General features: G+C 67.4%; 19 protein-coding genes. 4 read left to right on the top strand and 15 right to left on the bottom strand.

The genetic code is table 11. From position 1 onward, the window contains the following. The first annotated feature begins 52 nt into the window (after nucleotides 1–52). Genes gshA through HOP58_RS03490 form a run of 3 tightly spaced genes read left to right on the top strand, consistent with a single transcriptional unit; the run spans nucleotide 53 to nucleotide 3105 of the window. On the top strand, nucleotides 53–1669 hold the full coding sequence (gene gshA / locus HOP58_RS03500; RefSeq protein WP_234259576.1) for a glutamate--cysteine ligase: 1617 nt from the start codon (nucleotides 53–55) through the stop codon (nucleotides 1667–1669). Further along, a complete protein-coding gene (locus tag HOP58_RS03495) occupies nucleotides 1669–2217 on the top strand; it encodes a disulfide bond formation protein B (protein WP_086509444.1) in 549 nt (182 codons plus the stop codon). Before gshA ends, HOP58_RS03495 begins: the two co-directional genes overlap by 1 nt. 36 nt (nucleotides 2218–2253) lie before the next feature. After that, nucleotides 2254–3105: an alpha/beta hydrolase gene (locus HOP58_RS03490; protein WP_234259575.1), complete on the top strand. Its 852-nt coding sequence runs from the start codon at nucleotides 2254–2256 to the stop codon at nucleotides 3103–3105. On the opposite strand, the gene HOP58_RS03485 is transcribed toward HOP58_RS03490, so the two are convergent. From HOP58_RS03485 to HOP58_RS03425, 13 genes are all read right to left on the bottom strand, one after another. Further along, a complete protein-coding gene (locus HOP58_RS03485; RefSeq protein ID WP_234244356.1) occupies nucleotides 3106–3519 on the bottom strand; it encodes a Rid family hydrolase in 414 nt (137 codons plus the stop codon). Continuing rightward, nucleotides 3512–3937 (bottom strand): thioesterase family protein, encoded by a 426-nt coding sequence (locus HOP58_RS03480; protein WP_234259573.1) that lies wholly within the window; start codon nucleotides 3935–3937, stop codon nucleotides 3512–3514. Before HOP58_RS03480 ends, HOP58_RS03485 begins: the two co-directional genes overlap by 8 nt. A gap of 12 nt (nucleotides 3938–3949) precedes the next feature. Beyond that, on the bottom strand, nucleotides 3950–4630 hold the full coding sequence (locus HOP58_RS03475; RefSeq protein WP_086509448.1) for an ABC transporter ATP-binding protein: 681 nt from the start codon (nucleotides 4628–4630) through the stop codon (nucleotides 3950–3952). After that, nucleotides 4624–5376: an ABC transporter ATP-binding protein gene (locus HOP58_RS03470; RefSeq protein ID WP_234259572.1), complete on the bottom strand. Its 753-nt coding sequence runs from the start codon at nucleotides 5374–5376 to the stop codon at nucleotides 4624–4626. Before HOP58_RS03470 ends, HOP58_RS03475 begins: the two co-directional genes overlap by 7 nt. Then, nucleotides 5369–6415, bottom strand: a complete 1047-nt coding sequence (locus HOP58_RS03465; protein ID WP_234259571.1) for a branched-chain amino acid ABC transporter permease — start codon at nucleotides 6413–6415, stop codon at nucleotides 5369–5371. Before HOP58_RS03465 ends, HOP58_RS03470 begins: the two co-directional genes overlap by 8 nt. Further along, entirely contained in the window at nucleotides 6408–7322 is a 915-nt protein-coding gene (locus HOP58_RS03460; RefSeq protein ID WP_010627204.1) for a branched-chain amino acid ABC transporter permease, read from the bottom strand. The genes HOP58_RS03465 and HOP58_RS03460 overlap by 8 nt, the downstream gene beginning before the upstream one ends. Before the next feature lie 67 nt (nucleotides 7323–7389). Further along, the gene (locus tag HOP58_RS03455; RefSeq protein WP_010627205.1) at nucleotides 7390–8532 is read right to left on the bottom strand and encodes an ABC transporter substrate-binding protein; all 1143 of its coding nucleotides are present in this window, start codon (nucleotides 8530–8532) and stop codon (nucleotides 7390–7392) included. A gap of 182 nt (nucleotides 8533–8714) precedes the next feature. Then, on the bottom strand, nucleotides 8715–10346 hold the full coding sequence (locus HOP58_RS03450; protein WP_234259569.1) for a benzoate-CoA ligase family protein: 1632 nt from the start codon (nucleotides 10344–10346) through the stop codon (nucleotides 8715–8717). A gap of 109 nt (nucleotides 10347–10455) precedes the next feature. After that, nucleotides 10456–11604: an acyl-CoA dehydrogenase family protein gene (locus HOP58_RS03445; protein ID WP_103968313.1), complete on the bottom strand. Its 1149-nt coding sequence runs from the start codon at nucleotides 11602–11604 to the stop codon at nucleotides 10456–10458. After that, complete coding sequence (locus HOP58_RS03440) at nucleotides 11604–12413, bottom strand: enoyl-CoA hydratase family protein (protein ID WP_103968314.1); 810 nt, start codon at nucleotides 12411–12413, stop codon at nucleotides 11604–11606. The genes HOP58_RS03445 and HOP58_RS03440 overlap by 1 nt, the downstream gene beginning before the upstream one ends. Next, entirely contained in the window at nucleotides 12410–12877 is a 468-nt protein-coding gene (locus tag HOP58_RS03435; RefSeq protein ID WP_103968315.1) for a MarR family transcriptional regulator, read from the bottom strand. Before HOP58_RS03435 ends, HOP58_RS03440 begins: the two co-directional genes overlap by 4 nt. Next, nucleotides 12874–13629 carry an SDR family NAD(P)-dependent oxidoreductase gene (locus HOP58_RS03430; protein WP_103968316.1) on the bottom strand — a complete coding sequence of 252 codons (756 nt, stop codon included), beginning with the start codon at nucleotides 13627–13629 and terminating at the stop codon, nucleotides 12874–12876. The genes HOP58_RS03435 and HOP58_RS03430 overlap by 4 nt, the downstream gene beginning before the upstream one ends. Before the next feature lie 2 nt (nucleotides 13630–13631). Then, nucleotides 13632–15917, bottom strand: coding sequence for a bifunctional salicylyl-CoA 5-hydroxylase/oxidoreductase (locus tag HOP58_RS03425; RefSeq protein ID WP_234259568.1), 2286 nt, complete (start codon nucleotides 15915–15917; stop codon nucleotides 13632–13634). Between the two features lie 211 nt (nucleotides 15918–16128). Here HOP58_RS03425 and rsd point away from each other — a divergent pair, with 211 nt between their 5' ends. Further along, nucleotides 16129–16617, top strand: a complete 489-nt coding sequence (gene rsd / locus HOP58_RS03420) for a sigma D regulator (protein ID WP_010627212.1) — start codon at nucleotides 16129–16131, stop codon at nucleotides 16615–16617. A 95-nt stretch (nucleotides 16618–16712) separates the two neighbouring features. Here the strand turns inward: rsd and HOP58_RS03415 are convergent, their stop codons facing one another. After that, nucleotides 16713–19817: an efflux RND transporter permease subunit gene (locus HOP58_RS03415; protein WP_234259567.1), complete on the bottom strand. Its 3105-nt coding sequence runs from the start codon at nucleotides 19815–19817 to the stop codon at nucleotides 16713–16715. Between the two features lie 2 nt (nucleotides 19818–19819). Further along, nucleotides 19820–20986, bottom strand: coding sequence for an efflux RND transporter periplasmic adaptor subunit (locus HOP58_RS03410; RefSeq protein ID WP_234259566.1), 1167 nt, complete (start codon nucleotides 20984–20986; stop codon nucleotides 19820–19822). Nucleotides 20987–20999: the final 13 nt, after the last annotated feature.

Genomic DNA, 20999 nt, shown 5'->3' with positions numbered 1-20999 from the left:
ATGCTTCGACCGAGAGGCCCATTGAAGGCCTCCTAGACACGGGGTCCACGCCTTGTCTGAAAATTACACTGCTACCGTTACACGCCTCACCGAGCTGGCGGCTCAGGGTCGCTTCGGGCGCCTGCGCCGCGGCCTGGAGAAGGAGGGGTTGCGGGTCGATGGTGCGGGGCGTATCGCCGCCACGCCGCACCCGTACGCGCTGGGCTCCAAGCTGACGCATCCGCACATCACCACGGATTATTCCGAGGCGCTGCTGGAGTACATCACGCCTGTGTACTGCCGCCCCGGCGATGCGGTCGACTTCCTCGCCGACCTGCACCGCTTCAGCTACCGCCATCTGGGCGAGGAGCTGATCTGGCCGGCCAGCATGCCGGCTCGCCTCGATGGCAACGACAGCGTGATCATCGCCGACTACGGCAGCTCCAACGTGGGGACCATGAAGCACGTCTACCGCAAAGGGCTCGACGTGCGCTATGGCCGCATCATGCAGGCCATCGCCGGGATCCACTACAACGTCTCGCTACCCGACGAGCTGTGGGCGCTGCTGCGCGAGCGCGATGGGGCTCACGACGTCGACCTCGACGACTACCGCTCCAGCCGCTATTTCGGCCTGATCCGCAATTTCCGCCGTCACAGCTGGCTGCTGCTCTACCTGTTCGGCGCCTCGCCGGCACTCGACCGCAGCTTCCTGCCCGAGGGCAACATTCCCGACAAGCTGCATGCGCACGGGCGCGATACCCTGGTGTCGCCCTATGCCACCAGCCTGCGCATGTCCGATCTCGGCTACCAGAACAAGGTGCAGGCGCAGCTGAAGATCTGCTTCAACTCGCTGGCCAACTATGTCGGTACCCTGCGCCATGCCATCCAGACGCCGTGGCCCGCCTACGAGGCGCTGGGCGTGCGCAGCGGCAGCGACTGGCAGCAGCTCAACGCCAACATCCTGCAGATCGAGAACGAGTACTACAGCGACATCCGGCCCAAGCGTGTCACCCGTCACGACGAGACCCCCAGCCAGGCGCTGGAGGCGCGCGGCGTCGAGTACATCGAGGTGCGCTGTCTCGATCTCGACCCCTTCCTGCCGCTGGGCATCGACGAGGCGCGGCTGCGCTTCATCGACGCCTTCCTGGTGTGGTGTCTGCTGGCCGAGAGCCCCTGGATTCCGGATGACGAATGCGACCGGCTTGACGACAACCGGCGCCTGGTCGTCGAGCGCGGCCGCGACCCCGAGCTCAGGCTGATGCAGAACGGGCGGCAGCGCAGCGTGGCCGATTGGGGTGGAGAGATCTTCGCCGAGATCGCTCAGGCCGCCGAACTGCTCGATTCACTGGAGCAGGGCACGCCCCATGTGGACGCCGTGGCGGCGCTGGCCCCCTGGCTCGAGGACCCGTCGCTGACGCCTTCCGGCCGGCTGCTGGCGCGGCTGGAGTCGACCGGCGAGGAGTTCATCGAGGCCTGCCTGGCCATCGCCGGCGAGCATGCCGAGCGGTTTCGTCGGGAACCCATCGAGCCGGCACGAGCGGCCAACTTCGAACAGCTGGTCGGTACTTCGCATCAGCAGCAGCGTGATATCGAAGACGCCGATGCGCTGCACTTCGACGCATTTCTCGATGAGTACTTCGCCAGCGCCCGCGAACCCCGGGTGGCCATGGCGAGTCAGGGAGGCAGATGATGCCCGATACCTTGCGGCGCCTCTCCGTGCGCCAGTGGAGCCTGGCCGGGCTGGCCTTCTGCGCCTTGATGATGGGCGTCGCGCTGGGCCTGGAGCACATCGGCGGGCTCGAGCCCTGTCCGCTGTGCATCTTCCAGCGGGTCGCCGTGCTGGCGGCGGCGGCGGTGTTCCTCGTGGCCGCCATCCACAACCCCCGTGGGCGAGTCGGCGCCGCGCTCTACGGCGGTCTGTCGCTTGCCGCGGTGCTGGGCGGCATCGGCGTGGCCTGGCGCCACCTGTGGCTGCAGTCGCTGCCGCCGGACCAGGTGCCGAGCTGCGGGCCCGGTCTCGACTACATGATGGACATCCTGCCCATGCGTGACGTGGTCGCCATGGTACTCTCCGGCTCCGGCGAGTGCGCCGAGATCGATTTCCTCTTGATGGGCATCTCGCTGCCGGGCTGGACGCTGATCGGCTTCGTGATCCTGGCCGTGGCGCCCCTGGGCATCCTGCTCGGCGCCTTTCGCCAGCCTCGCTCGAGCCTGAACGGCAGCCACCGCCCGGCGTGACCGGGGCGAAATGACACAACAAGAACAAGGAAACGCATGCTCTACCGGGACTTCACCACCCAGGAAGCCATCGACCGGGAGTACGATCCCATGCGCGGCCGCGACCCGGCCGCGCTGCTTGGCGATTGGCAGGCACGCAGCAACGCGCTGCGCAAGCGCTGCCGCGTCACCGAGAACCTCGCCTTCGGGCCGACCCTGGCCGAATGCATGGACGTCTACCACGCCGAGGCCGAGGGTGCGCCGCTGCACCTGTTCTTCCACGGCGGTTACTGGCGCTCGCTGGGCCATCGGGAATTCGGCTTCGTGGCCGAGGGTCTGCTAGAGGCGGGCATCAGCGTGGCTGTGGTGAACTATGCGCTGTGCCCCACGGTGGCGTTCGGCGAAGTGGTGAGGCAGGCGCGCGCCGCGGTGGCGTGGGCCTATCGCCATGGTGCCTCGCTGGGCGTCGATCCTTCACGACTCAGCGTCTCGGGCCACTCCGCCGGCGGCCACATGACCGCCATGCTGCTGGCCACCGACTGGCAAGGCGTGTACGGCCTGCCCGACGATCTGCTCGAAGGCGCCCTGTGCGTCAGCGGGCTCTATGACCTGCGGCCCTTTCCCTGGTCGTGGCTGCAGCCCAAGCTGCAGCTCACCGGCCGCGACGTCACCGACTACAGTCCGCTGTTCCAGCCCTGTCGGGTAGCCGCGCCGGTGCATCTGGTCGCGGGCGGCGAGGAGTCCACGGAGTTCGCCCGTCAGATGCATGCCCACGCCGAGCACCTCGAGGCCCAGGGCATGGGGGTGAGCGCCGAGCTCTCGCCCGGCGACGATCACTTCACCATTCTCGACCACTACGTGCCGGGCGGGCGCTTCGTGCAGCGTATCGCGGCCTTTCACGGCGGCTGATCAGGCGCTGGGGATGACGGCGGTCGCTTCGATCTCCACCTTGGCTCGATCCTCGATCAGGTCGGCCACCTGGACCATGGTCATGGCCGGGAAGTGCTTGCCCACCACCTCGCGATAGGCGGCACCCACCTCCTTGAGCCGGGACAGATACTCCTGCTTGTCGGTCACGTACCAGGTCAGCCGCACCAGGTGCTGGGGTCCGGCGTCGGCTTCCTTCAATACCTCGACGATATTGGTCAGTGCCTGGTGCACCTGGGCGACGAAGTCGTCGCTCTCGAAGACCTGATCGCCGTTCCAGCCGATCTGACCGCCGACGAAGATCGTACGGCCGGTGGCCAGCACGCCGTTGGCGTAGCCCACGGCGGCCTTCCAGTGAGAGGGGTGGAGCAACTGGTGCGAGATGGCGTCATTCATCTTGATATCCTTGTTGGCAGTCCTGGGCGAAGTGCCGGCGCATGTCGTCGGGCCAGGGCAGGGGGCGGCCGCTGTCCAGGTCGACGAATACCAGGGTGGAATGGCAGGTCAGGCGCGGTTCGCCGTTGCAGTGGGCCACAGTGCGCAGGGTCAGGCTGGTGCGGCCGACGTCACGCAGCGTGAGCTCGAAGGTGAGCGTGTCGCCCAACCGGCTGGGGGCATGGAAGTCGGTCTCGATATGCGCCGTGGGCACGCCGGTACGGCTCTCCACGTGGAGCCGATTGAAGTCGTGGCCCACCGATTCGGCGAAATAGTCCTCCACCACCGAGTTGAGCATCTCGTAGTAGCGCGGATAGAACACGATGCCTGCCGGGTCGCAGTGTTGGAAGCGCACCTTGCGCTGGGTGACGAATGGCATGGCGGCTTCCTCTCAGACGCCCAGGTAACGGTCGCGCAGACCGTCGTCGAGTGCGGCCGGCTCTCCCGTCCACACCGTGCGTCCTTTCTCCAGGATGGTGCAGCGGTCGGCCACCGGCAGCAGCTCGGCCAGCGACTTGTCGACGATCAGGGTGGATTGCCCCTGGGTCTTGAGCTCGCGAATGGCGGCCCAGATCTCCTGACGGATCACCGGGGCGAGACCCTCGGTGGCTTCGTCGAGCACCAGCAGCCTGGGGTTGGTCATCAACGCGCGACCGATGGCGAGCATCTGCTGCTCGCCGCCGGAGAGGGTGCGCGCCATCTGGGTGCGCCGCTCGGCCAGGCGGGGGAAGAGCTTCTCCACCCGCGCCAGGCTCCAGTAGCCGGGACGCGCCGTGACCACCAGGTTCTCGCGCACCGAGAGGTTGGGGAAGCAGCGCCGCCCCTCGGGCACCAGACCGAGGCCTGCCTGGGCGATGCGATACGACGGCAGGCGCCGCAGATCCTGCGACTCGAAGGTGATGCTGCCGCTGCGTGCCGGGGTGAGGCCGAAGATGGAGCGGATGGTGGTGGTCTTGCCCATGCCGTTGCGCCCCATCAGTGCCATCATCTCGCCGGCCCGAACGCTCAGGTCGACGCCGAACAGCGCCTGGGAGGGGCCGTAGAAGGTCTCGATCGCGGTGACGTTCAGCATGTCGCCTCTCCCAGATAGGCTTCGCGGACTTGCGGGTTGGCGCGGATCGCGGCGCTGTCGCCGTGGGCGATCACACCGCCGGCCACCAGCACAGAGATACGGTCGGCGAGGCGGAACACGGCGTCCATGTCGTGCTCGATCAGCAGGATCGGTACCTCGAGCTTGAGCGCCTCGAGCAGCTCGGTGAGGTGTGCCGTGCCCTCCGGCCCGAGCCCGGCCATGGGTTCGTCGAGCAACAGTACCCGGGGCTTGAGTGCCAGCGCGCAGGCCACCTCGACCTGGCGGCGCTCGCCGTGGGAGAGTTCGGCCACCTGGGTGTCGGCACGGTGGGTGAGCGCCATGCGCTCCAGTGCTTCCAGCGCCGGGGCCAGCAGGCTTTCGTCGTGCTGCACCGGTTTCCAGAAGCGGAAGCTGTGGCCCTGCAGCGCCTGTACGGCGATCATCACGTTGCGCTTCACCGACAGCGGCTCGGCCAGCGACGAGACCTGAAAGCTGCGCCCCAGCCCCAGCCGGGCCCGCTGGGCCACGCTGAGTGAGGTGATCTCCTGACCGGCCAGCACGATACGGCCGGAGTCGGGTTTCAGGCTGCCGGCGATCTGGCCGATCAGGGTCGACTTGCCGGCGCCGTTGGGACCGATCAGGGCATGGATCTCGCCGGGGTACAGATCCAGCGAGACGTCGCGGGTCGCCTGCAGGGCGCCGAAGCGCTTGTTGAGATCGATGAGTTCGAGCACGGCTTCACTCATGACGCTCCCTCCCGGCCAGCCAGCCCATCACGCCATGCTTGGCGAACAGCACCACGAACAGCAGCACCAGGCCGAGGAACAGCTGCCAGTACTCGGTCATGCCGCCCAGCAGAGTCTCCATCATCACGAACAGCAGCGCGCCGGCCAGCGGTCCGTAGAGCCGGCCCACGCCGCCGAGTATCACGATCACCATCAGTTCGCCGGACATGTGCCAGCTCAGCATGGTGGGACTGACGAAGCCGTTGAGGTCGGCGTAGAGTGCTCCGGCCAGCCCGGTGATCATCGCCGAGATGACGAAGGCGACCAGGCGAATGGGGTAGGGCGAGACACCGGCGGTGGCAAGCCGCGTGTCGTTGAGCCGCGCCATGGTGAGTGCGGCGCCGAAGCGCGACTTCATGATCCGCGAGGTGAGGGCGAGCGAGAGCACGAGCCCGCCGAAGCAGATCAGAAAGAAGGTCAGGGCATCGTTGGTATCCACCCACGGCAGGCCGTTGCGCAGGAAGATCGGCAGGCCGTCCTCACCGCCGTAGGTGGGCCAGGAGTTGGCGAAGTAGTACATCATCTGGGCGAAGGCCAGGGTGATCATGATGAAGTAGACCCCGGTGGTGCGCAGCGAGATGGCACCGATGGCCAGCGCCAGCAGGCCGCACAGCAGGATTGCCGCGAGCCAGATCACCAGCATGCTGTCGCTGCCGGGAATGGCGATGGGCCAGCCGATCACCGGGGTGAAGTCGAAAGCGTGATAGGCGCTGATGCCGGCCACGTAGCCGCCCAGACCGAAGTAGGCGGCGTGGCCGAAGCTGATCATGCCGCCGTAGCCGATGGCCAGGTTGAGGCCCACTGCGGCCATGGCGATCAGGGTGATGCGCGAGGCCAGATTGACGTAGTAGATGTGACCGAGGAAATAGAGCGTCAGGGGCACCAGCAGCAGGAAGGCCAGCAGGCCGATCTGCACCAGCCCCTTGCGGTCGTACCAGCTGGCCGCCGGTGTCGGCAGCCCCGGCTGGGGCGCGAGCGTCGAGGTGTTGGACTTATTCATTGGCGGCAAACAGTCCCTTGGGTTTGAAGGCGAGGATGGCGGCCATCATGATGTAGATGAGCATGGCGGCGATGGCCGAGCCGACGCCGGCGGCCTCCGAGGGGCTCATGAACTGGCGGAAGAAGGCGGGCAGGAACACTCGCCCCAGGGTATCCACCACGCCGACCAGGATGGCGCCGTACAGCGCTCCCTTGATCGAGCCGATGCCGCCGATCACGATCACCACGAAGGCCAGGATCAGCACCGGTTCGCCCATGCCCACCTGCACCGACTGCAGGGCACCGACCATCGCGCCGGCCAGGCCGGCCAGCGCCGCGCCCATGGCGAACACCAGGGTGTAGAGCCGGGCGATGTTGACGCCCAGGGCGCCGATCATCTCGCGGTCGCTCTCGCCGGCACGGATGCGCATGCCGAGCCGGGTACGGGTGATCAGGAAGTACATGCCCACCGCCACGGCCACGCCCACGGCGATGATCACCAGCCGGTAGATGGGGTAGCGCAGCCCGCCGGGCAGCGTGACCGAGCCCGACAGCATGGCCGGCGGGTTGAGCCACAGCGGCGAGGAGCCGAACACCCAGCGCGTGCCCTCCGAGAAGATCAGGATCAGGGCGAAGGTGGCCAGCACCTGGTCCAGGTGCGGACGGTGATAGAGCCGGCGGATCACGATCAGCTCCACCAGGGCGCCCACCGCGGCGGCCACGGCGATACCCGCGACCAGGCCGACGAAGAAGGAGCCGGTGGCGGCGGTCACCAGCGCCGTGGCGTAGGCGCCCACCATGTAGAAGGAGCCATGGGCCAGGTTGATCAGTCCCATGACCCCGAACACCAGGGTCAGGCCGCTGGCCATCAGGAACAGCATGGTACCGAGCTGAAGGCCGTTGATGAGCTGTTCGATGAATAATGTCATGAAGCGTCAACCGTGAAAGGCAAGGAAGGCGCCGCCGAACCCTCGGCCCGGCGGCACTGGCGTTGCATCACATCTGGCACTGCTCGTGATAGATGTCCTGGATGTCCTCCACGGCGATGCCGATCAGACGGTTGGTGGGCTGGCCGTCGTCACCCTCGACCACCTCGCGTACATAGATGTCCTGGATCGGATGGTGGTTGGGGCCGAAACGGAACTTGCCGCGCACCGTGTCGAAATCGGCTTCGCGCAGGGCTTCGCGGAAGGCATCCTGATCGCTCGGGTGGGCCTTCTCCAGCGCGCTCAGGATCAGGTTGGCGGTGTCGTAGCCCTGGGCGGCATACAGCGTCGGCGTGCGGCCGTAGGCCTCACGGAACGCCTCGACGAAGGCGTGGTTGGCCTCGTTGTCGAGATCGTAGGCCCACAGCGAGGTATTCATGGCGCCGATGGCGGCGCTGCCCACCGCCTTGATGATGGTCTCGTCGAAGGAGAAGGCGGCACCGAACACCGGCAGGTCGACGCCGGAGTTCTCCCACTGCTTCATGAACGAGATGCCCATGCCGCCGGGCAGGAAGAAGAACAGGCTGTCGGCGTTGCTGGCACGGATCCGGGCGATCTCGGCGGCGTAGTCGGTCTGTCCCATCTGGGTGTAGATCTCGTCGACGACTTCACCTTCGTAGAGATGCTTGAAGCCGGCCAGGGCGTCGGTGCCGGCGGGGTAGTTGGGCGCCAGCAGGATGGGCCGCTCGAAGCCCTGTTCGCGCATGTAGGCGCCCATGGCCCCGTGCAGGTTATCGTTCTGATAGGCGACGTTGAAGTAGTTCTCGTGACACATGCGCCCGGCCAGGTCGGAGGGCCCGGCGTTGGGGGAAATGTAGAAGGTACCCTGGCGCACGGCCGCCGGCACAACCGCCATGGCCAGATTCGACCAGATGATGCCGGTAAGAATGTCGACGTTGTCGCGCTGCATGAACTCGTTGGAGAGGCTGCGCGCCAGGTCGGGACGGTTGGCGTCGTCCTGGATCAACACGCGCACGTCATCACGTCCCGAGCGCTCCATGGCCAGCATGAAGCCGTCGCGTACGTCCACGCCCAGATGCGAGCCGCCGCCGGAAAGTGTCGTGATCATGCCGATTCTGACCTCATCGGCCTGGGCTGCCGTCATGCTGGCGGTCATCAGCAGGCCGAGGCCAAGGCTGGCTAGTTTCTTCATGAAGATACCCCTCTTCGCTCTCGTTTTTGTCTCATCGGCGCAACGTGTCCAGCGCCTCGTTAGGTTGGCCCGTCAGCCATGGCTGTCGGGCCGTTTTCCGCCGTCAGTCTGATCCACCATCGGACCTTCCAATGTCCGGCCATCAATCGCCTGGCTCGGCCATCAATCGCCTGGCTCGGTCATCAATCGCCAGGATAATGCTCCTGGCGCAGCCGGAAGCGCTGCACCTTGCCGGTGGCCGTCTTCGGCAACGCCTCGACGAAGCGCACCGAGCGCGGATACTTGTAGGGGGCGATGCGCTGCTTGACGAACTGCTGCAACCGCTCGACGCACTCGGCATCCGGCTCGACCCCGGGAGACAGTACCACGAAGGCCTCGACGATCTGCCCACGCTCTCCATTCGGTGCGCCGATTACGGCACACTCCGCCACCGCCTCGTGGGCCAGCAGGGCGGCTTCCACCTCGGGGCCGGCGATGTTGTAGCCGGCCGAGACGATCATGTCGTCGTTGCGCGCGGCGAAGTGGAAGTAACCCTCCTCGTCCTGGTAGAAGGCATCGCCAGTGATGTTCCAGCCGTCGCGAACATATTTGAGCTGCCGTACGTCGTTCAGGTAGCGACAGCCCGTAGGACCGCGCACCGCCAAGCGTCCCACTTCGCCGCGGGGCAGCTCGTTCATCTCGGCATCGACGACCTTGGCCTCGTAGCCGGCCACCGGCTTGCCGGTGCAGCCCGGGCGATGGTCGTCCAGATGGTTGGAGATGAAGATGTGCAGCATCTCCGTGGCCCCGATGCCGTCGAGGATCGGCTTGCCGGTCTTCTCGATCCATTCATGGTAGATCGGTGCCGGCAACGTTTCGCCGGCCGAGACCGCCAGGCGCAGGCTGTCGAGTTCCTCGCCGCTTTCGAGCGAGGCGAGCATGGTGCGATAGGCGGTGGGGGCAGTAAATACGACGGTGGCACGATGCTCGCGGATGATTTCCATCATGTTGGGCGGCGTGGCCTTCTCCAGCAGCACGGCGCTGGCACCGAAGCGCAGCGGGAAGATGGCCAGCCCGCCGAGGCCGAAGGTGAAGGCCAGCGGTGGCGAGCCGACGAAGACGTCGTCCGCACTCACTTGCAGCACCTCGCGGGCGTAGCCGTCGGCGATGATCAGCAGATCGCGATGGAAGTGCATGGTGGCCTTGGGCTGGCCGGTGGTGCCGGAGGTGAAGCCGAGCAGGGCGACATCGTCGGCGGCGGTGGCGACCGCCTCGAACTCGGTGGGCTTGTCCAGCGCCAGTCGGTCGAGTTCGGCATCGTGGTTGGCCGTGCCGTCGAAGCCGACCACTCGCTTCAGGAAGGCGCTTCCGGCGGCGCAGGCCTCGAGCTCGTCGAGCAGGCGGGTATCGCACAGGGCCAGAGCGATCTCGGCCTTGTCGACGATCTGGGTCAGTTCGCTCGCGCGCAGCATCGGCATGGTGTTGACCACCACCGCGCCGGCCTTGGTCGCGGCCAGCCAGCAGGCGACCATGGCCGGGTTGTTGGCCGAGCGGATCAGCACCCGGTTGCCGGGGCGCACGCCGAGCTCTTCCACCAGGGCGTGGGCCAGGCGGTTGCTCCACTCGGCAAGCTCGCGGTAGCTGCGTCGTCGGCCGTTGCCGATCAGCGCCACGCGTTCGCCATGGCCACGCTCGAGCCAGCGGTCGCAGAGCTCCACCGCGGCGTTGAGCCGCTCGGGATAGTCGAAGCCGTCGAGCCTGAGCTCGGGCCATTCATGCACGGGAGGCAGGTTGTCCCGGGCAAAGGTATCGGCGTGAGCCGACGGTGCGTTCATGACCATTCTCCGTACGTCGTTGTTGTTGTTCGGCGCCGAAGCGTCGACAGGGGATACGGGTCTGGCTGGCGTGTCTCGTCGCTTTGGTTATTGGTCTTGTTTCGTTTGCTCAGTTCGTGCCCGGTCGGTTCTCCGCCAGTGCGCTGCGGGCGATCACCACCTTCTGCACGTCCGAGGCGCCTTCATAGATGCGCAGCGCGCGGATCTCGCGATACAGGCTCTCGACGATGTGGCCCTTGCGCACGCCGTCGCCGCCGTGCAGCTGCACCGCCTGGTCGATCACCTGCTGAGCGCGGTCGGTGGCGTAGAGCTTGGCCATGGCCGCCTCGCGGGTGACCCGCTCGGCGCCCATGTCTTTGGTCCAGGCGGCGCGATAGACCAGCAGCGCGGCGGCGTCCACGTCCAGCGCCATCTCCGCCAGGTGGCCCTGCACCATCTGCAGGTCGGCCAGGCTGGCGCCGAACAGCTCGCGGTTCCTGGCCCGGTCCAGCGACTCGTCCAGCGCGCGGCGGGCGAAGCCCAGGGCGGCGGCGCCCACCGTGGAGCGGAACACGTCGAGCACCGCCATGGCGATGCGAAAGCCCTGGCCGGGCTGGCCGATCATGGCGCTGGCCGGCAGGCGCATGTCGGCGAAGCCGAGCCGGGCCAGCGGGTGGGGCGAGATGGTCTCCAGCCGTTCGCGGATTTCGAGCCCCGGCGTGTCGGCCGGCACCAGGAAGCAGGAGAGCCCCTTGGCCCCCGGCCCCTCGCCGGTGCGGGCGAACAGGGTGTACACATCGGCGATGCCGCCGTTGGAAATCCAGGTCTTCTCGCCGTTGATGCGGTAACCGTCGCCGTCGCGCTCGGCGGTAGTATCCAACTGGGCCACGTCGGAGCCCGAGCGCGGCTCGCTAAGGGCGAAGGCGGCCAGCGCCTCGCCGCGGCGGGTCCTGTCCAGCCACTGCTTTTGCTCGGCGCTGCCGAACAGGCTGATGGCCCCGGTGCCGAGCCCCTGCATGGCGAAGGCGAAGTCGGCCAGGCCGTCGTGGCGGGCCAGGGTTTCACGGATCAGACACAGGCTGCGTACGTCGATGGCGTCCCCCGCAGTGCCCTCGAGGAAGCCCGCCCGACCCAGGTCGCGCACCAGCTGGATGCAGGTAGCGTCGACGTCGGCGTGGTCGCGGGGCAACTCGCGCTGGCACCATGCTTCCAGGCGCTTGGCCAGGTCGCGATGGCGGGCCTCGAAGAAGGGCCAGTCGAGAAAGCTCGTATCGCTCATCAATCCCCCTCGAAGACCGGCTTCTGTTTGGCGGCGAAGGCGCGGTAGGCGCGCTCGAAGTCGCGGGTCTGCATGCAGATCGCCTGGGCCTGGGCCTCGGCCTCGATGGCCTGCTCCAGGCTCATCGACCACTCCTGGTTGAGCTGGGTCTTGGTGATGCCGTGGGCAAAGGTCGGGCCCTGAGCCAGACGGGTGGCGTAGGCGATGGCCTCGGCTTCCAGCGCATCGGGCTCGACCAGACGATTGTAGAAGCCCCACTGATGGCCCTCTTCCGCGCTCATGCTGCGCCCGCTGTAGAGCAGGTCGGCGGCGCGGCCCTGGCCGATGATGCGCGGCAGCATGGCGCAGGCCCCCATGTCGCAGCCGGCCAGGCCCACCCGGGTGAAGAGGAAGGCGGTGCTGGCTCGAGGCGTGGCGAAGCGAATGTCCGAGGCCATGGCGATGATGGCGCCGGCGCCGACGCAGACGCCGTCCACCGCGCTGATCACCGGCTTGCCGCAGTGGATCATTGCCTTGACCAGGTCGCCGGTCATGCGGGTGAATTCGAGCAGCCCCTTCATGTCACGTCCTACCAGCGGGGCGATGATCTCGTGGACGTCGCCGCCGGAGCAGAAGTTGCCGCCGTTGGCGGCGAACACCACGGCCTTGACGTCCTCGGCATAGACCAGATTGCGAAAGGTGTCGCGCAGCTCGGCGTAGCTGTCGAAGGTAAGCGGATTCTTGCGTTCGGGGCGGTCGAGGCGGATCACCGCCACTTCGCCCTCCATGCGCCACAGGAAATGCCTGGGCGTCAGGTCGGCCAGTTTCATGGTCGTGCTCCCGTGTCGGCCGGCAAGCGGTGCAGCAGCTCGCCGATGTGGTGGGCATCCTCGGCATCGACGCCATCCAGCAGTTCGTCGACCCAGCCCTCGTGGGCCTCGGCCATGACGGTGAAGGCATCACAGCCGGCGGAGGTGAGGCGTACCAGGGTGGCGCGGCGGTCCCCTTCGATGGCGATGCGCTCCACCAGGCCGTCCTCGGCCAGGCGGTCGACGATACCGGTGACGTTGCCGTTGGAGACGCGCAGCCGCTTGGAGAGCTCGTTCATCTTCAGCCCCTCGCGGTCGCGATAGAGCGCGGCCATGACGTCGAAGCGCGGCAGGGTGGAGTCGAACTCCAGGCGCAGCTTCTCGCGCAGCGCCGCTTCCACCTGACGGGTCACTCTGAGCATGCGCAGCCACAGGCGCAGGCGCTCCTTGCTCAGGGCGTCGGATTTTGCCTTTGGTGCGCTCATGTCTCGCCTCCCGAAATGGAGATCGCCTGGCCATGAATGGCGCTACTGTGCGGGCCGCACAGCCACAGCGCGGTGGCGGTGACCTCGGCGGGCTGGATCAGCCGGCCGCTGGGGTTGGTCGACTGCAGGTGGGCGCGGGCCTGCTCCGCCGTCTGCCCGGTCTTGGCGACGATGGTGGCGATGCTCTCTTCCAGCAGCGGGGTCTCGGTGAAGCCGGGACACAGTGCGTTGACAGTGATGTCGCGTCCCGCCACTTCCTGGGCCAGGGCGCGTACCAGGCCCACCACGCCGTGCTTGGCGGCGCAGTAGGGCGCCACGTAGGGGTAGCCCTTGAGCCCGGCGGTGGAGGCCACGGCGATCAATCGGCCGCCGTCGCGCACGTGCTTTAGGCCCTCGCGCAGGGTCAGGAACACGCCGGTCAGGTTGACGTCGAGCATGCGCTGCCACTGATCGAGCCCGGTTCTGGCCAGCGGCGCGCTCTCGGCGGCCCCGGCGTTGGCGATCACGATATCGACCTCGCCCAGGCGCTCGAACAGGGCGACCATGTCAGCCTCGCGGGTTACGTCGGCGACAGCGGTAGCGATGTTGGGATGGCGTTCGGCCAAGGCGTCGAGCGCAGCGATACGGCGCCCGGTGATGGTCACCTTCGCGCCGGCCTCGGCGAAGGCCAGCGCCATGTCGGCACCGATGCCGCTGCCGCCGCCGGTGATCACCGCGCGCTTGCCGTCGAGGGGGGGCAGGGTCGTGCTCATGGTCACACCCACCCCTCGCCGCGCTCGGCCAGGCGTTGCAATTGATCGCGCCCGGCACGATAGGGGGCCGGCCACTCGCATTCGCCATCCTGGATGCCGGCGGCGGCATGCAGCGTCCAGTAGGGGTCGGCCAGGTGCGGGCGGGCCAGGCACACCAGGTCGGCGCGGCCGGCCATCAGGATCGAGTTGACGTGGTCGGCCTGGTAGATGTTGCCCACCGCCATGGTGGCCATGCCGGTCTCGTTGCGGATGCGATCCGAGAAGGGCGTCTGGAACATGCGCCCGTACTGCGGCTTGGCCCGGGTCGAGGTCTGCCCGGCGGAGACGTCGACGATGTCGACCTCGACGGCCTGGAGCAGGCGGGCGATCTCGACCGCCTCATCGGGGGTGACGCCCTCGTCGCCGACCCAGTCGTTGGCCGAGATGCGCACCGAGAGCGGCTTGTGGGCCGGCCAGGCGGCGCGCACTGCGCGGATCACCTCCAGCGGATAGCGCATGCGGTTCTCGAGCGAACCGCCGTACTCGTCGTCGCGGCGGTTGGTCAGCGGAGTGATGAAGGAGGAGAGCAGGTAACCGTGGGCGGCATGCACCTCGAGCATGTCGAAGCCGGCGCGCTCGGCCATGCGGGCGGCGGCGACGAACTCGTCGCGCACCCGCTCCATGTCGGCGCGAACCATGGCCCTGGGCACCTGGTTGCGCGCCGACCACGGCACGGCGGAGGCCGCCATGATCGGCCAGTTGCCCTCGGCGAGCGGCGCGTCCATCTCCTGCCAGCCGAGCTGGGTCGAGCCCTTGGGTCCGGAGTGGCCGATCTGGGCGCACAGCTTGGCCGGCGTCTCGGCGTGGACGAAGTCGCACAACCGCTTCCATGCTGCCTCGTGCTCGGCAGTGTAGAGTCCCGGGCAGCCGGGGGTGATACGGCCCGCCGGCGAGACGCAGGTCATCTCGGTGTAGACCAGCCCGGCGCCGCCCTTGGCGCGTTCGGCGTAGTGCACGAAGTGCCAGTCGGTGGGGCTGCCGTTCACCGCCTTGTACTGGGCCATCGGCGAGACCACCACCCGATTGACGAGCTGCATGTCACGCAGCCGGTAGGGGGCGAACATCGGCGCCCGTGCGCTGCCCGCGTTGCCTGCCTGGGTCTGGAACCAGCGTTCGGCGCTCTCGAGCCAGGCCGGATCGCGCAGGCGCAGGTTCTCGTGGCTGATACGCTGGGAACGGGTCAGCAGCGAGTAGTTGAACTGCACCGGGTCGAGGTCCAGGTAGCGCTCCACCTGTTCGAACCACTCGGTGGAGTTGCGTGCCGCCGACTGCAGGCGCAGCACCTCCAGGCGGCGCTCCTCCTCGTAGCGGGCGAAGGCGCTGGCCATGTCGGGCTCGCTGTGCAGGTACTCGGCCAGCGCGATGGCGCTCTCCAGCGCCAGCTTGGTGCCGGAGCCGATGGAGAAGTGCGCGGTGGCCGCGGCATCGCCCATCAGCACCACGTTGTCGAAGCTCCAGCGCGCGCACAGCACGCGGGGGAAGTTGATCCACGCCGAGCCGCGAATGTGGTTGGCATTGCTCATCAGCGCATGGCCGCCCAGGTGACGGGCGAAGATGCGCTCGCACACCTCGATCGACGCCTGCTGGCTCATCTCGCCGAAGCCGAAGGCCTGCCAGGTGGCCTCGCTGCACTCGACGATGAAGGTCGCGGTGTCGGCATCGAACTGGTAGGCGTGAGCCCACACCCAGCCGTGCTCGGTCTTCTCGAAGATGAAGGTAAAGGCGTCGTTGAAGGTCTGACGGGTACCGAGCCAGACGAACTTGCAGGCGCGCACGTCGATGTCGGGCTGGAAATGCTCGGCATAGCGCTGACGGGTGCGTGAGTTGAGGCCGTCGGCGGCCAGCACCAGGTCGAACTCGCGGCGCAGCTCGTCGATGGCGGATTCGGCGACGTCGCTCTCGAAGCGCAGCTCGATGTCGAGCTCCCGGGCGCGCGCCTGCAGCAGCAACAGCAGCTGGCGGCGGCCGATGCCGCAGAAGCCGTGACCGGTGGAGACGGTCTTGACGCCGTCGTGGATCACCGCGATGTCGTCCCAATAGGCGAAGTGCTCACGGATGCGCGCCGCGCTGACGGCATCGTTGGCGGCCAGGTTGTCCAGCGTCTCGTCGGAGAGCACCACGCCCCAGCCGAAGGTGTCGTCGGGGCGGTTGCGCTCGATCACCACGATCTCGTGCGCCGGGTCGTGCAACTTCATGCTAATGGCGAAGTAGAGGCCGGCGGGGCCACCGCCCAGGCAGGCGATTCTCATGAGGCGGAACCGTTTGGTTGTTGTAGTTGATATCAGGCTAGACCCGCCGAAGAGATACTTCAAGCTTAAAATTTCAAGCTTGAAGTAAATCGTTGAAGAACGTTTTTCCCTCGGCCAAGGATTGACAGTCAGGCTGGCAAGGGTGAGTCTGGGGTTTCGGGTTCGGCAGGGTCCGGGCTGCAACCGGCTTCACAGGGGAAGGAGGCTCTCCATGCTGGAACAGTGCAAGACTGCCAGGGAACGCTGGGGTGGCGTGCATCAGCTGATCGACCGCTGGCTCGACGAGCGCCGTGAGCTGCTGGTCAGTTTCATCGAGCTCAAGGAGGCCTGCGATACTGAGCTCGAGGCCGTGTGCAAGCCCCAGATCGATCGCTTCAGCGAGCTGCTGATGGATTACATCAGTGCCGGTCACTTCGAGATCTATCCGCAGCTGCGTGAGGAGGCCAACGCCTTCGAGGATCACGAAGCGCTGGAAATCGCCGCCAAGCTGCTGGAGCGCCTGGAGCTCTCCACCGAACTGGTGCTGGCCTTCGACGCCGACTTCTCGACCCCGGTGCGCTGCCAGCATTTCCTGCCGCGCTTGCCCGCATGGCTCGATCGTCTCGCCAAGGGACTGACCGAACGCTTCGCCCTGGAAGACCAACTGATCGCCAGGTTGCACGCCGCGCATACGCCGCGCCCGGAAACCGAAACCGAATAGCGCTACCGAATGGTTCTGGTTCTACGAACCGTTCTCTAGCAGGCCTGCGGGCCGACCCATTTTGACGCCGCCCCGGTTTGTCCCCGGGGCGGCGTTTATGTCTGCGCGCTCGGCGTTGCGATGTCCGTGGGCTCGGTCGCTTCCCGCGTCGAGCGGCGCTGCCACAGCACCAGCATGCACGGCGTCAGCAGCAGCGTCAGCCCGGTGGCGAACACCAGGCCGCCGGCGATGGCGCTGGAGAGCTGGGTCCACCATTGGGTGGAGGGAGCGCCGAATCCCAGGCTCGGGGCGAACAGGTTGACGTTGATCTCCAGCACCATCGGCATCAGTCCCAGCACGGTGGTGATGGCGGTGAGCAGCACCGGGCGCAGGCGCAGGCCGCCGGCCTCCAGAGCGGCGTCGTAGGGCGCCAGCCCCGCGTGGCGCAGCTCGTTGTAGGTGTCGATCAACACGATGTTGTTGTTCACCACGATGCCCGCCAGGGCGATGATGCCCATGCCCACCATGACGATGCCGAACGGCTGGCCGTTGATCAGCAGGCCCATCAGCACGCCGGCGGTGGAGAAGACGATAGCCGAGAGCACCAGCAGCGCCTGGTAGAGGCTGTTGAACTGGGTGACGAGGATCAGCAGCATCAGCCCGATCGCCACGAGGAAGGCGGTGATCAGGAAGCGGCTGGCCTCCTCCTGGTCCTCCTGTTCGCCGGCCACGTTGACGCGCACACCCTCCGGCGGTGGGCCCAACGCCGCCAGCAGCGCGCGCAGACGCTCATCGGGCTGGTAGCCTGCGGCCACGTCCGCCTCGAGGGTGATGGCACGCTGGCCGTCGATGCGGTGCAGGGTGCCGACCCGTGGCGCAGGCTCGAGGCTGGCGAAGTGGGAGATCGGTACCTGCCCGCGGGAGGTGTTGAGGGTCAGCCGGTCCAACTGATCGATGCTGCGCCAGTCATGGGGGAAGCGCACGCTGATGTCGACTTCGTCGGGGGCGTGGGCGGGCCGGTAGCTCGCCACCTGCAGGCCGTTGGTGACCAGCTGCACGGCGCTGCCCACGGCGGCGACATCGGCGCCGAGCCTGGCGGCGGCGGCACGGTCGACGTTGAGCCGCCACTCAATGCCGGGCAGGCTGCGGTTGTCCTCGATGTCGCGGAAACCGCCCAGGCGCTCCATTTCGCGCCGGATGGTTTCCACCGTGGCCGCGCTATCGGCCTCCTGCTGGGCGCTCACCTCCAGCACGATCGGCTTGCCGGCGCCGGGGCCCATGTCCTGCTCGCGGAACTCCAATACCACCCCGGGCAGGTCGGCGGTGCGCTCGGCCATCTCGTTCATGATCACCTGGGCCGGGCGGCGCTCCTGCCAGTCGATCAACTGGAACTGCACCGTGCCGATCACGTCGCTGCCGAGCTGCTCGTTGGGAATGGCGTAGGAGCGGGCATAGAGCGCTTGCACCTCGCTCATGCCGGCCAGCCGCGCTTCCACCCGACGCACGATGGCGTCTTTCTCCAACGCGGAGAAATCCCCGCGGGCGCGTACCATCACCTGGGCATTTTCCGGCTCGACGGCGGGAAAGAACTCGACGCCGTGATTGAAGCGACCGTAACCGACGAAGATCAGCGCCATCAGCAGCAGGGCGATCGTCAGCGTCACGCCTGGCCAGGCCAGCAGCCGGGCCAGGGTGGTGCGATACAGACGTCCGCCGGCGGTGATCATCTCTTCGCCGTGCACGGCCCGGCTGGCGCGTACGCTGAACACACCGCCCAGGGTGGGCAGGAAGATCAGCGCCATGGCCAAGGAGGCGATCAGGCACAGGATCACCGTGGCCGGCAGGTACTTCATGAACTCACCCACCACGCCGGGCCAGAACAGCAGCGGGAAGAACACCGCCAAAGTGGTGGCGGTGGCGGCGATCACCGGCCAGCTCATGCGTGAGGCGGCGTTGATCCAGGCCTGCCGCGGCGGCTGACCTTCGCGCAGGTGGCGGTCGGCCAGTTCGCTGACCACGATGGCGCCGTCCACCAGCATGCCGGCGACCAAGATGAGGGCGAACAGCACCACGATGTTGAGGGTGTAACCGATGGCCCAGATCAGCAGGATGCCAGTGAGGAAGGCGCCGGGAATGGTCAGCCCCACCATCAGCGCCGAGCGCACGCCCATGGCGGCCAGGATCACGATCAGTACCAGCACCACGGCGGTGAGCACGTTGTTGAGCAGCTCCGAGAGCATCTGATCGACGGTCACCGATTGGTCCATGATGGTGGTGATCGAGAGCTCCTCGGGCAGCAGCGGCGCGGCCTGGTCGAGGATCTCGCGCACCCCCTCGATGGTGGCGATCAGGTTGGCGCCGGCACGCTTGGAGATCTCCAGTACCAGGGCCGGCTCGTCGTCGATGCGGGCGAAGCCCGCTGGGTCCTTGAAGGTGGGGTGGATCCAGCCCACGTCGGAGAAGGTGACCACCCGGTCGCCGTCGACCTTCACCGGCATGTTGAGCACGTCGTCCAGCGATTCGATGATGCCGGGAACCTTGACCGGGCTGCGGCCGGCGCCGGTATCCAGGCTGCCGGCGGCCACCAGGCGGTTGTTGCGGGTGATCAGGTTGAACAGGGTGTCGAAGTCGACGCCGTAGCTGTCGAGCACCAGCGGGTCGATGACGATCTCCATCAGCTCCTCGCGCTCGCCGCCGATCTCCACTTCGAGCACTTCGGGCACGCCCTCGAAGGCATCCTGCAGTTGGCGGGCGATGGCCAGCCGCCGGGTCTCCTCGATGGGGCCCGAGAGCCCCAGGGTCAGCACCGGGAAGAGGCCGACGTTGACCTCGAAGACCCGCGGCTCCTCGGCCTCGTCGGGCAGCGAGGCGTTGGCGATATCGACCCGCTCGCGCACGTCGGCCAGCGCCTGGCGCGGGTCGAAGCCGGCGTCGAATTCCAGGGTCACCGCAGCGTGACCTTCGCTGGCCTGGGAGGTCATCTTGCGCACGCCCTCGATGGTGCGCAGTTCCTGTTCCATGGGCCGCACCAGCAGCCGTTCGCCATCCTCGGGGGTCACCCCTTCCAGGGCCAGCGAGACGTAGATGATGGGGATGGGAACGTCGGGATTGGCTTCCTTGGGCACCGCCTGCCAGGCGGCAAGGCCCGCCAGCAGCAGCGCCAGCAGCAACAGCAGGGTGGTGCGCGACCGGTCCAGTGCGGCCTCGATCAGGGTGCGCATGGTCAGGGGGTCTCCTGCTCTGCGCGTTCGCTGGTCGTGCCGTCTTCGCTGTTACTGGCTGTGGCGGCATCCTCGTCGAGAGTGCCGTTGTCGCTTTCGCTTGGCGTCGGTACGGCGATGACCTCATCGCCTTGGGCGACGAAGCCGCTGCCCAGGGTGATCAGGCGAATGGTCTCGGGCAGTCCGGCAACCCGGGCTTGGGTGGCGTCGGCGGCGACCAGGCTGACCGGGGTGCTCACCACCCGGTCCTCCTCGTCGAGATGCTTGACCCGCAGCCGGCCCTCATCGTCCAGCTCGAGCAGGGCGGGTGAGAGCTGGTGTACCTCGCGCTCAGGCAGGGTGATCGCCAGTGTCGCGCTGGCGCCTGCCAGCCGGCGGCGGTCCGCGTTGTCGAATTCGGCTTCGATATAGAAGGAGCGGGTGGACTCGTCGGCGCGGCTGGCGACGTGGGTCAGCTCGCCGGTGAGGCGGCTGCCGTCCAGCAGTCGCGCCTCGACGGGCAGCCCGGGGGCAAGGTCGGGGGCATCGCGTTGGGCTGCCCAGGCGCTGGCCTTGAGGCGGCGGTCGTCGATCAGGCGGGCATAGGGATCGCCGATCTGCAGCACTTCACCCAGTTCCACATGAAGACGGTCCACGACGCCGTCGAAGGGGGCCGTGGGACGCGTCTCCTCCAGCGTCTGGCGCAGCTCGGCCAGCTCGGCCGCTGCCACGCTGACGCTGCTCTGCAGGCCCAGCAGTTCGGGCTGAGAGATCAGGTTGCGCTGACGTAAGCTGTCGGCCCCGGCCAGCTCGGCCCTGGCCAGTTCGAGCCGATCCTCGGCGCGCTGCAGCTGTGCTTCCAGGGCATCGCGCGACAGCGCCAGCAGAGGCGAGCCGGCTTCCACTCCGCTGCCCTGGGTGACCGGCAATTCGACGACCCGGCCGGCATGGCGAGTGCGCAGCTCGACCTCGCGAAAGGCCACCAGCTGGCCCTGCACCACCCGCTGTGGCTGGTAGGCGACGGCGCTGCTGTGACGGTATTCGACCCGGGGCAGGGTGTCGGCGGGCGGTGCTTCCGTGGTGGGCGCCTGCTGCTGGAAGCGCTGCACGTCGCCGAGTGCCAGCCACAGCAGCAGAGCCAGCAGCACCAGAGCGGCCAGCAGCGCGGAAATAGGGGGACGTCTCAGCATGCGGCCTTCCCTG

This window comes from Halomonas sp. MCCC 1A11062, from assembly GCF_021404355.1.
Taxonomy (GTDB): Bacteria; Pseudomonadota; Gammaproteobacteria; order Pseudomonadales; family Halomonadaceae; genus Halomonas; species Halomonas aerodenitrificans.
Note: the sequence above shows the minus strand (reverse complement) of the source record. Positions and strands in the feature narration are given on the sequence as shown.

Coding starts and splice junctions, on each gene's coding strand:
- HOP58_RS03475 (WP_086509448.1), bottom strand. CDS start 4,630: ATGCTGAACGTCACCGCGATCGAGACCTTCTACGGCCCCTCCCAGGCG.
- HOP58_RS03480 (WP_234259573.1), bottom strand. CDS start 3,937: ATGCCATTCGTCACCCAGCGCAAGGTGCGCTTCCAACACTGCGACCCG.
- HOP58_RS03470 (WP_234259572.1), bottom strand. CDS start 5,376: ATGAGTGAAGCCGTGCTCGAACTCATCGATCTCAACAAGCGCTTCGGC.
- HOP58_RS03495 (WP_086509444.1), top strand. CDS start 1,669: ATGCCCGATACCTTGCGGCGCCTCTCCGTGCGCCAGTGGAGCCTGGCC.
- HOP58_RS03465 (WP_234259571.1), bottom strand. CDS start 6,415: ATGAATAAGTCCAACACCTCGACGCTCGCGCCCCAGCCGGGGCTGCCG.
- HOP58_RS03425 (WP_234259568.1), bottom strand. CDS start 15,917: ATGAGAATCGCCTGCCTGGGCGGTGGCCCCGCCGGCCTCTACTTCGCC.
- HOP58_RS03485 (WP_234244356.1), bottom strand. CDS start 3,519: ATGAATGACGCCATCTCGCACCAGTTGCTCCACCCCTCTCACTGGAAG.
- HOP58_RS03415 (WP_234259567.1), bottom strand. CDS start 19,817: ATGCGCACCCTGATCGAGGCCGCACTGGACCGGTCGCGCACCACCCTG.
- HOP58_RS03430 (WP_103968316.1), bottom strand. CDS start 13,629: ATGAGCACGACCCTGCCCCCCCTCGACGGCAAGCGCGCGGTGATCACC.
- rsd (WP_010627212.1), top strand. CDS start 16,129: ATGCTGGAACAGTGCAAGACTGCCAGGGAACGCTGGGGTGGCGTGCAT.
- HOP58_RS03440 (WP_103968314.1), bottom strand. CDS start 12,413: ATGAAACTGGCCGACCTGACGCCCAGGCATTTCCTGTGGCGCATGGAG.
- HOP58_RS03455 (WP_010627205.1), bottom strand. CDS start 8,532: ATGAAGAAACTAGCCAGCCTTGGCCTCGGCCTGCTGATGACCGCCAGC.
- HOP58_RS03490 (WP_234259575.1), top strand. CDS start 2,254: ATGCTCTACCGGGACTTCACCACCCAGGAAGCCATCGACCGGGAGTAC.
- HOP58_RS03445 (WP_103968313.1), bottom strand. CDS start 11,604: ATGAGCGATACGAGCTTTCTCGACTGGCCCTTCTTCGAGGCCCGCCAT.
- HOP58_RS03460 (WP_010627204.1), bottom strand. CDS start 7,322: ATGACATTATTCATCGAACAGCTCATCAACGGCCTTCAGCTCGGTACC.
- HOP58_RS03410 (WP_234259566.1), bottom strand. CDS start 20,986: ATGCTGAGACGTCCCCCTATTTCCGCGCTGCTGGCCGCTCTGGTGCTG.
- HOP58_RS03435 (WP_103968315.1), bottom strand. CDS start 12,877: ATGAGCGCACCAAAGGCAAAATCCGACGCCCTGAGCAAGGAGCGCCTG.
- HOP58_RS03450 (WP_234259569.1), bottom strand. CDS start 10,346: ATGAACGCACCGTCGGCTCACGCCGATACCTTTGCCCGGGACAACCTG.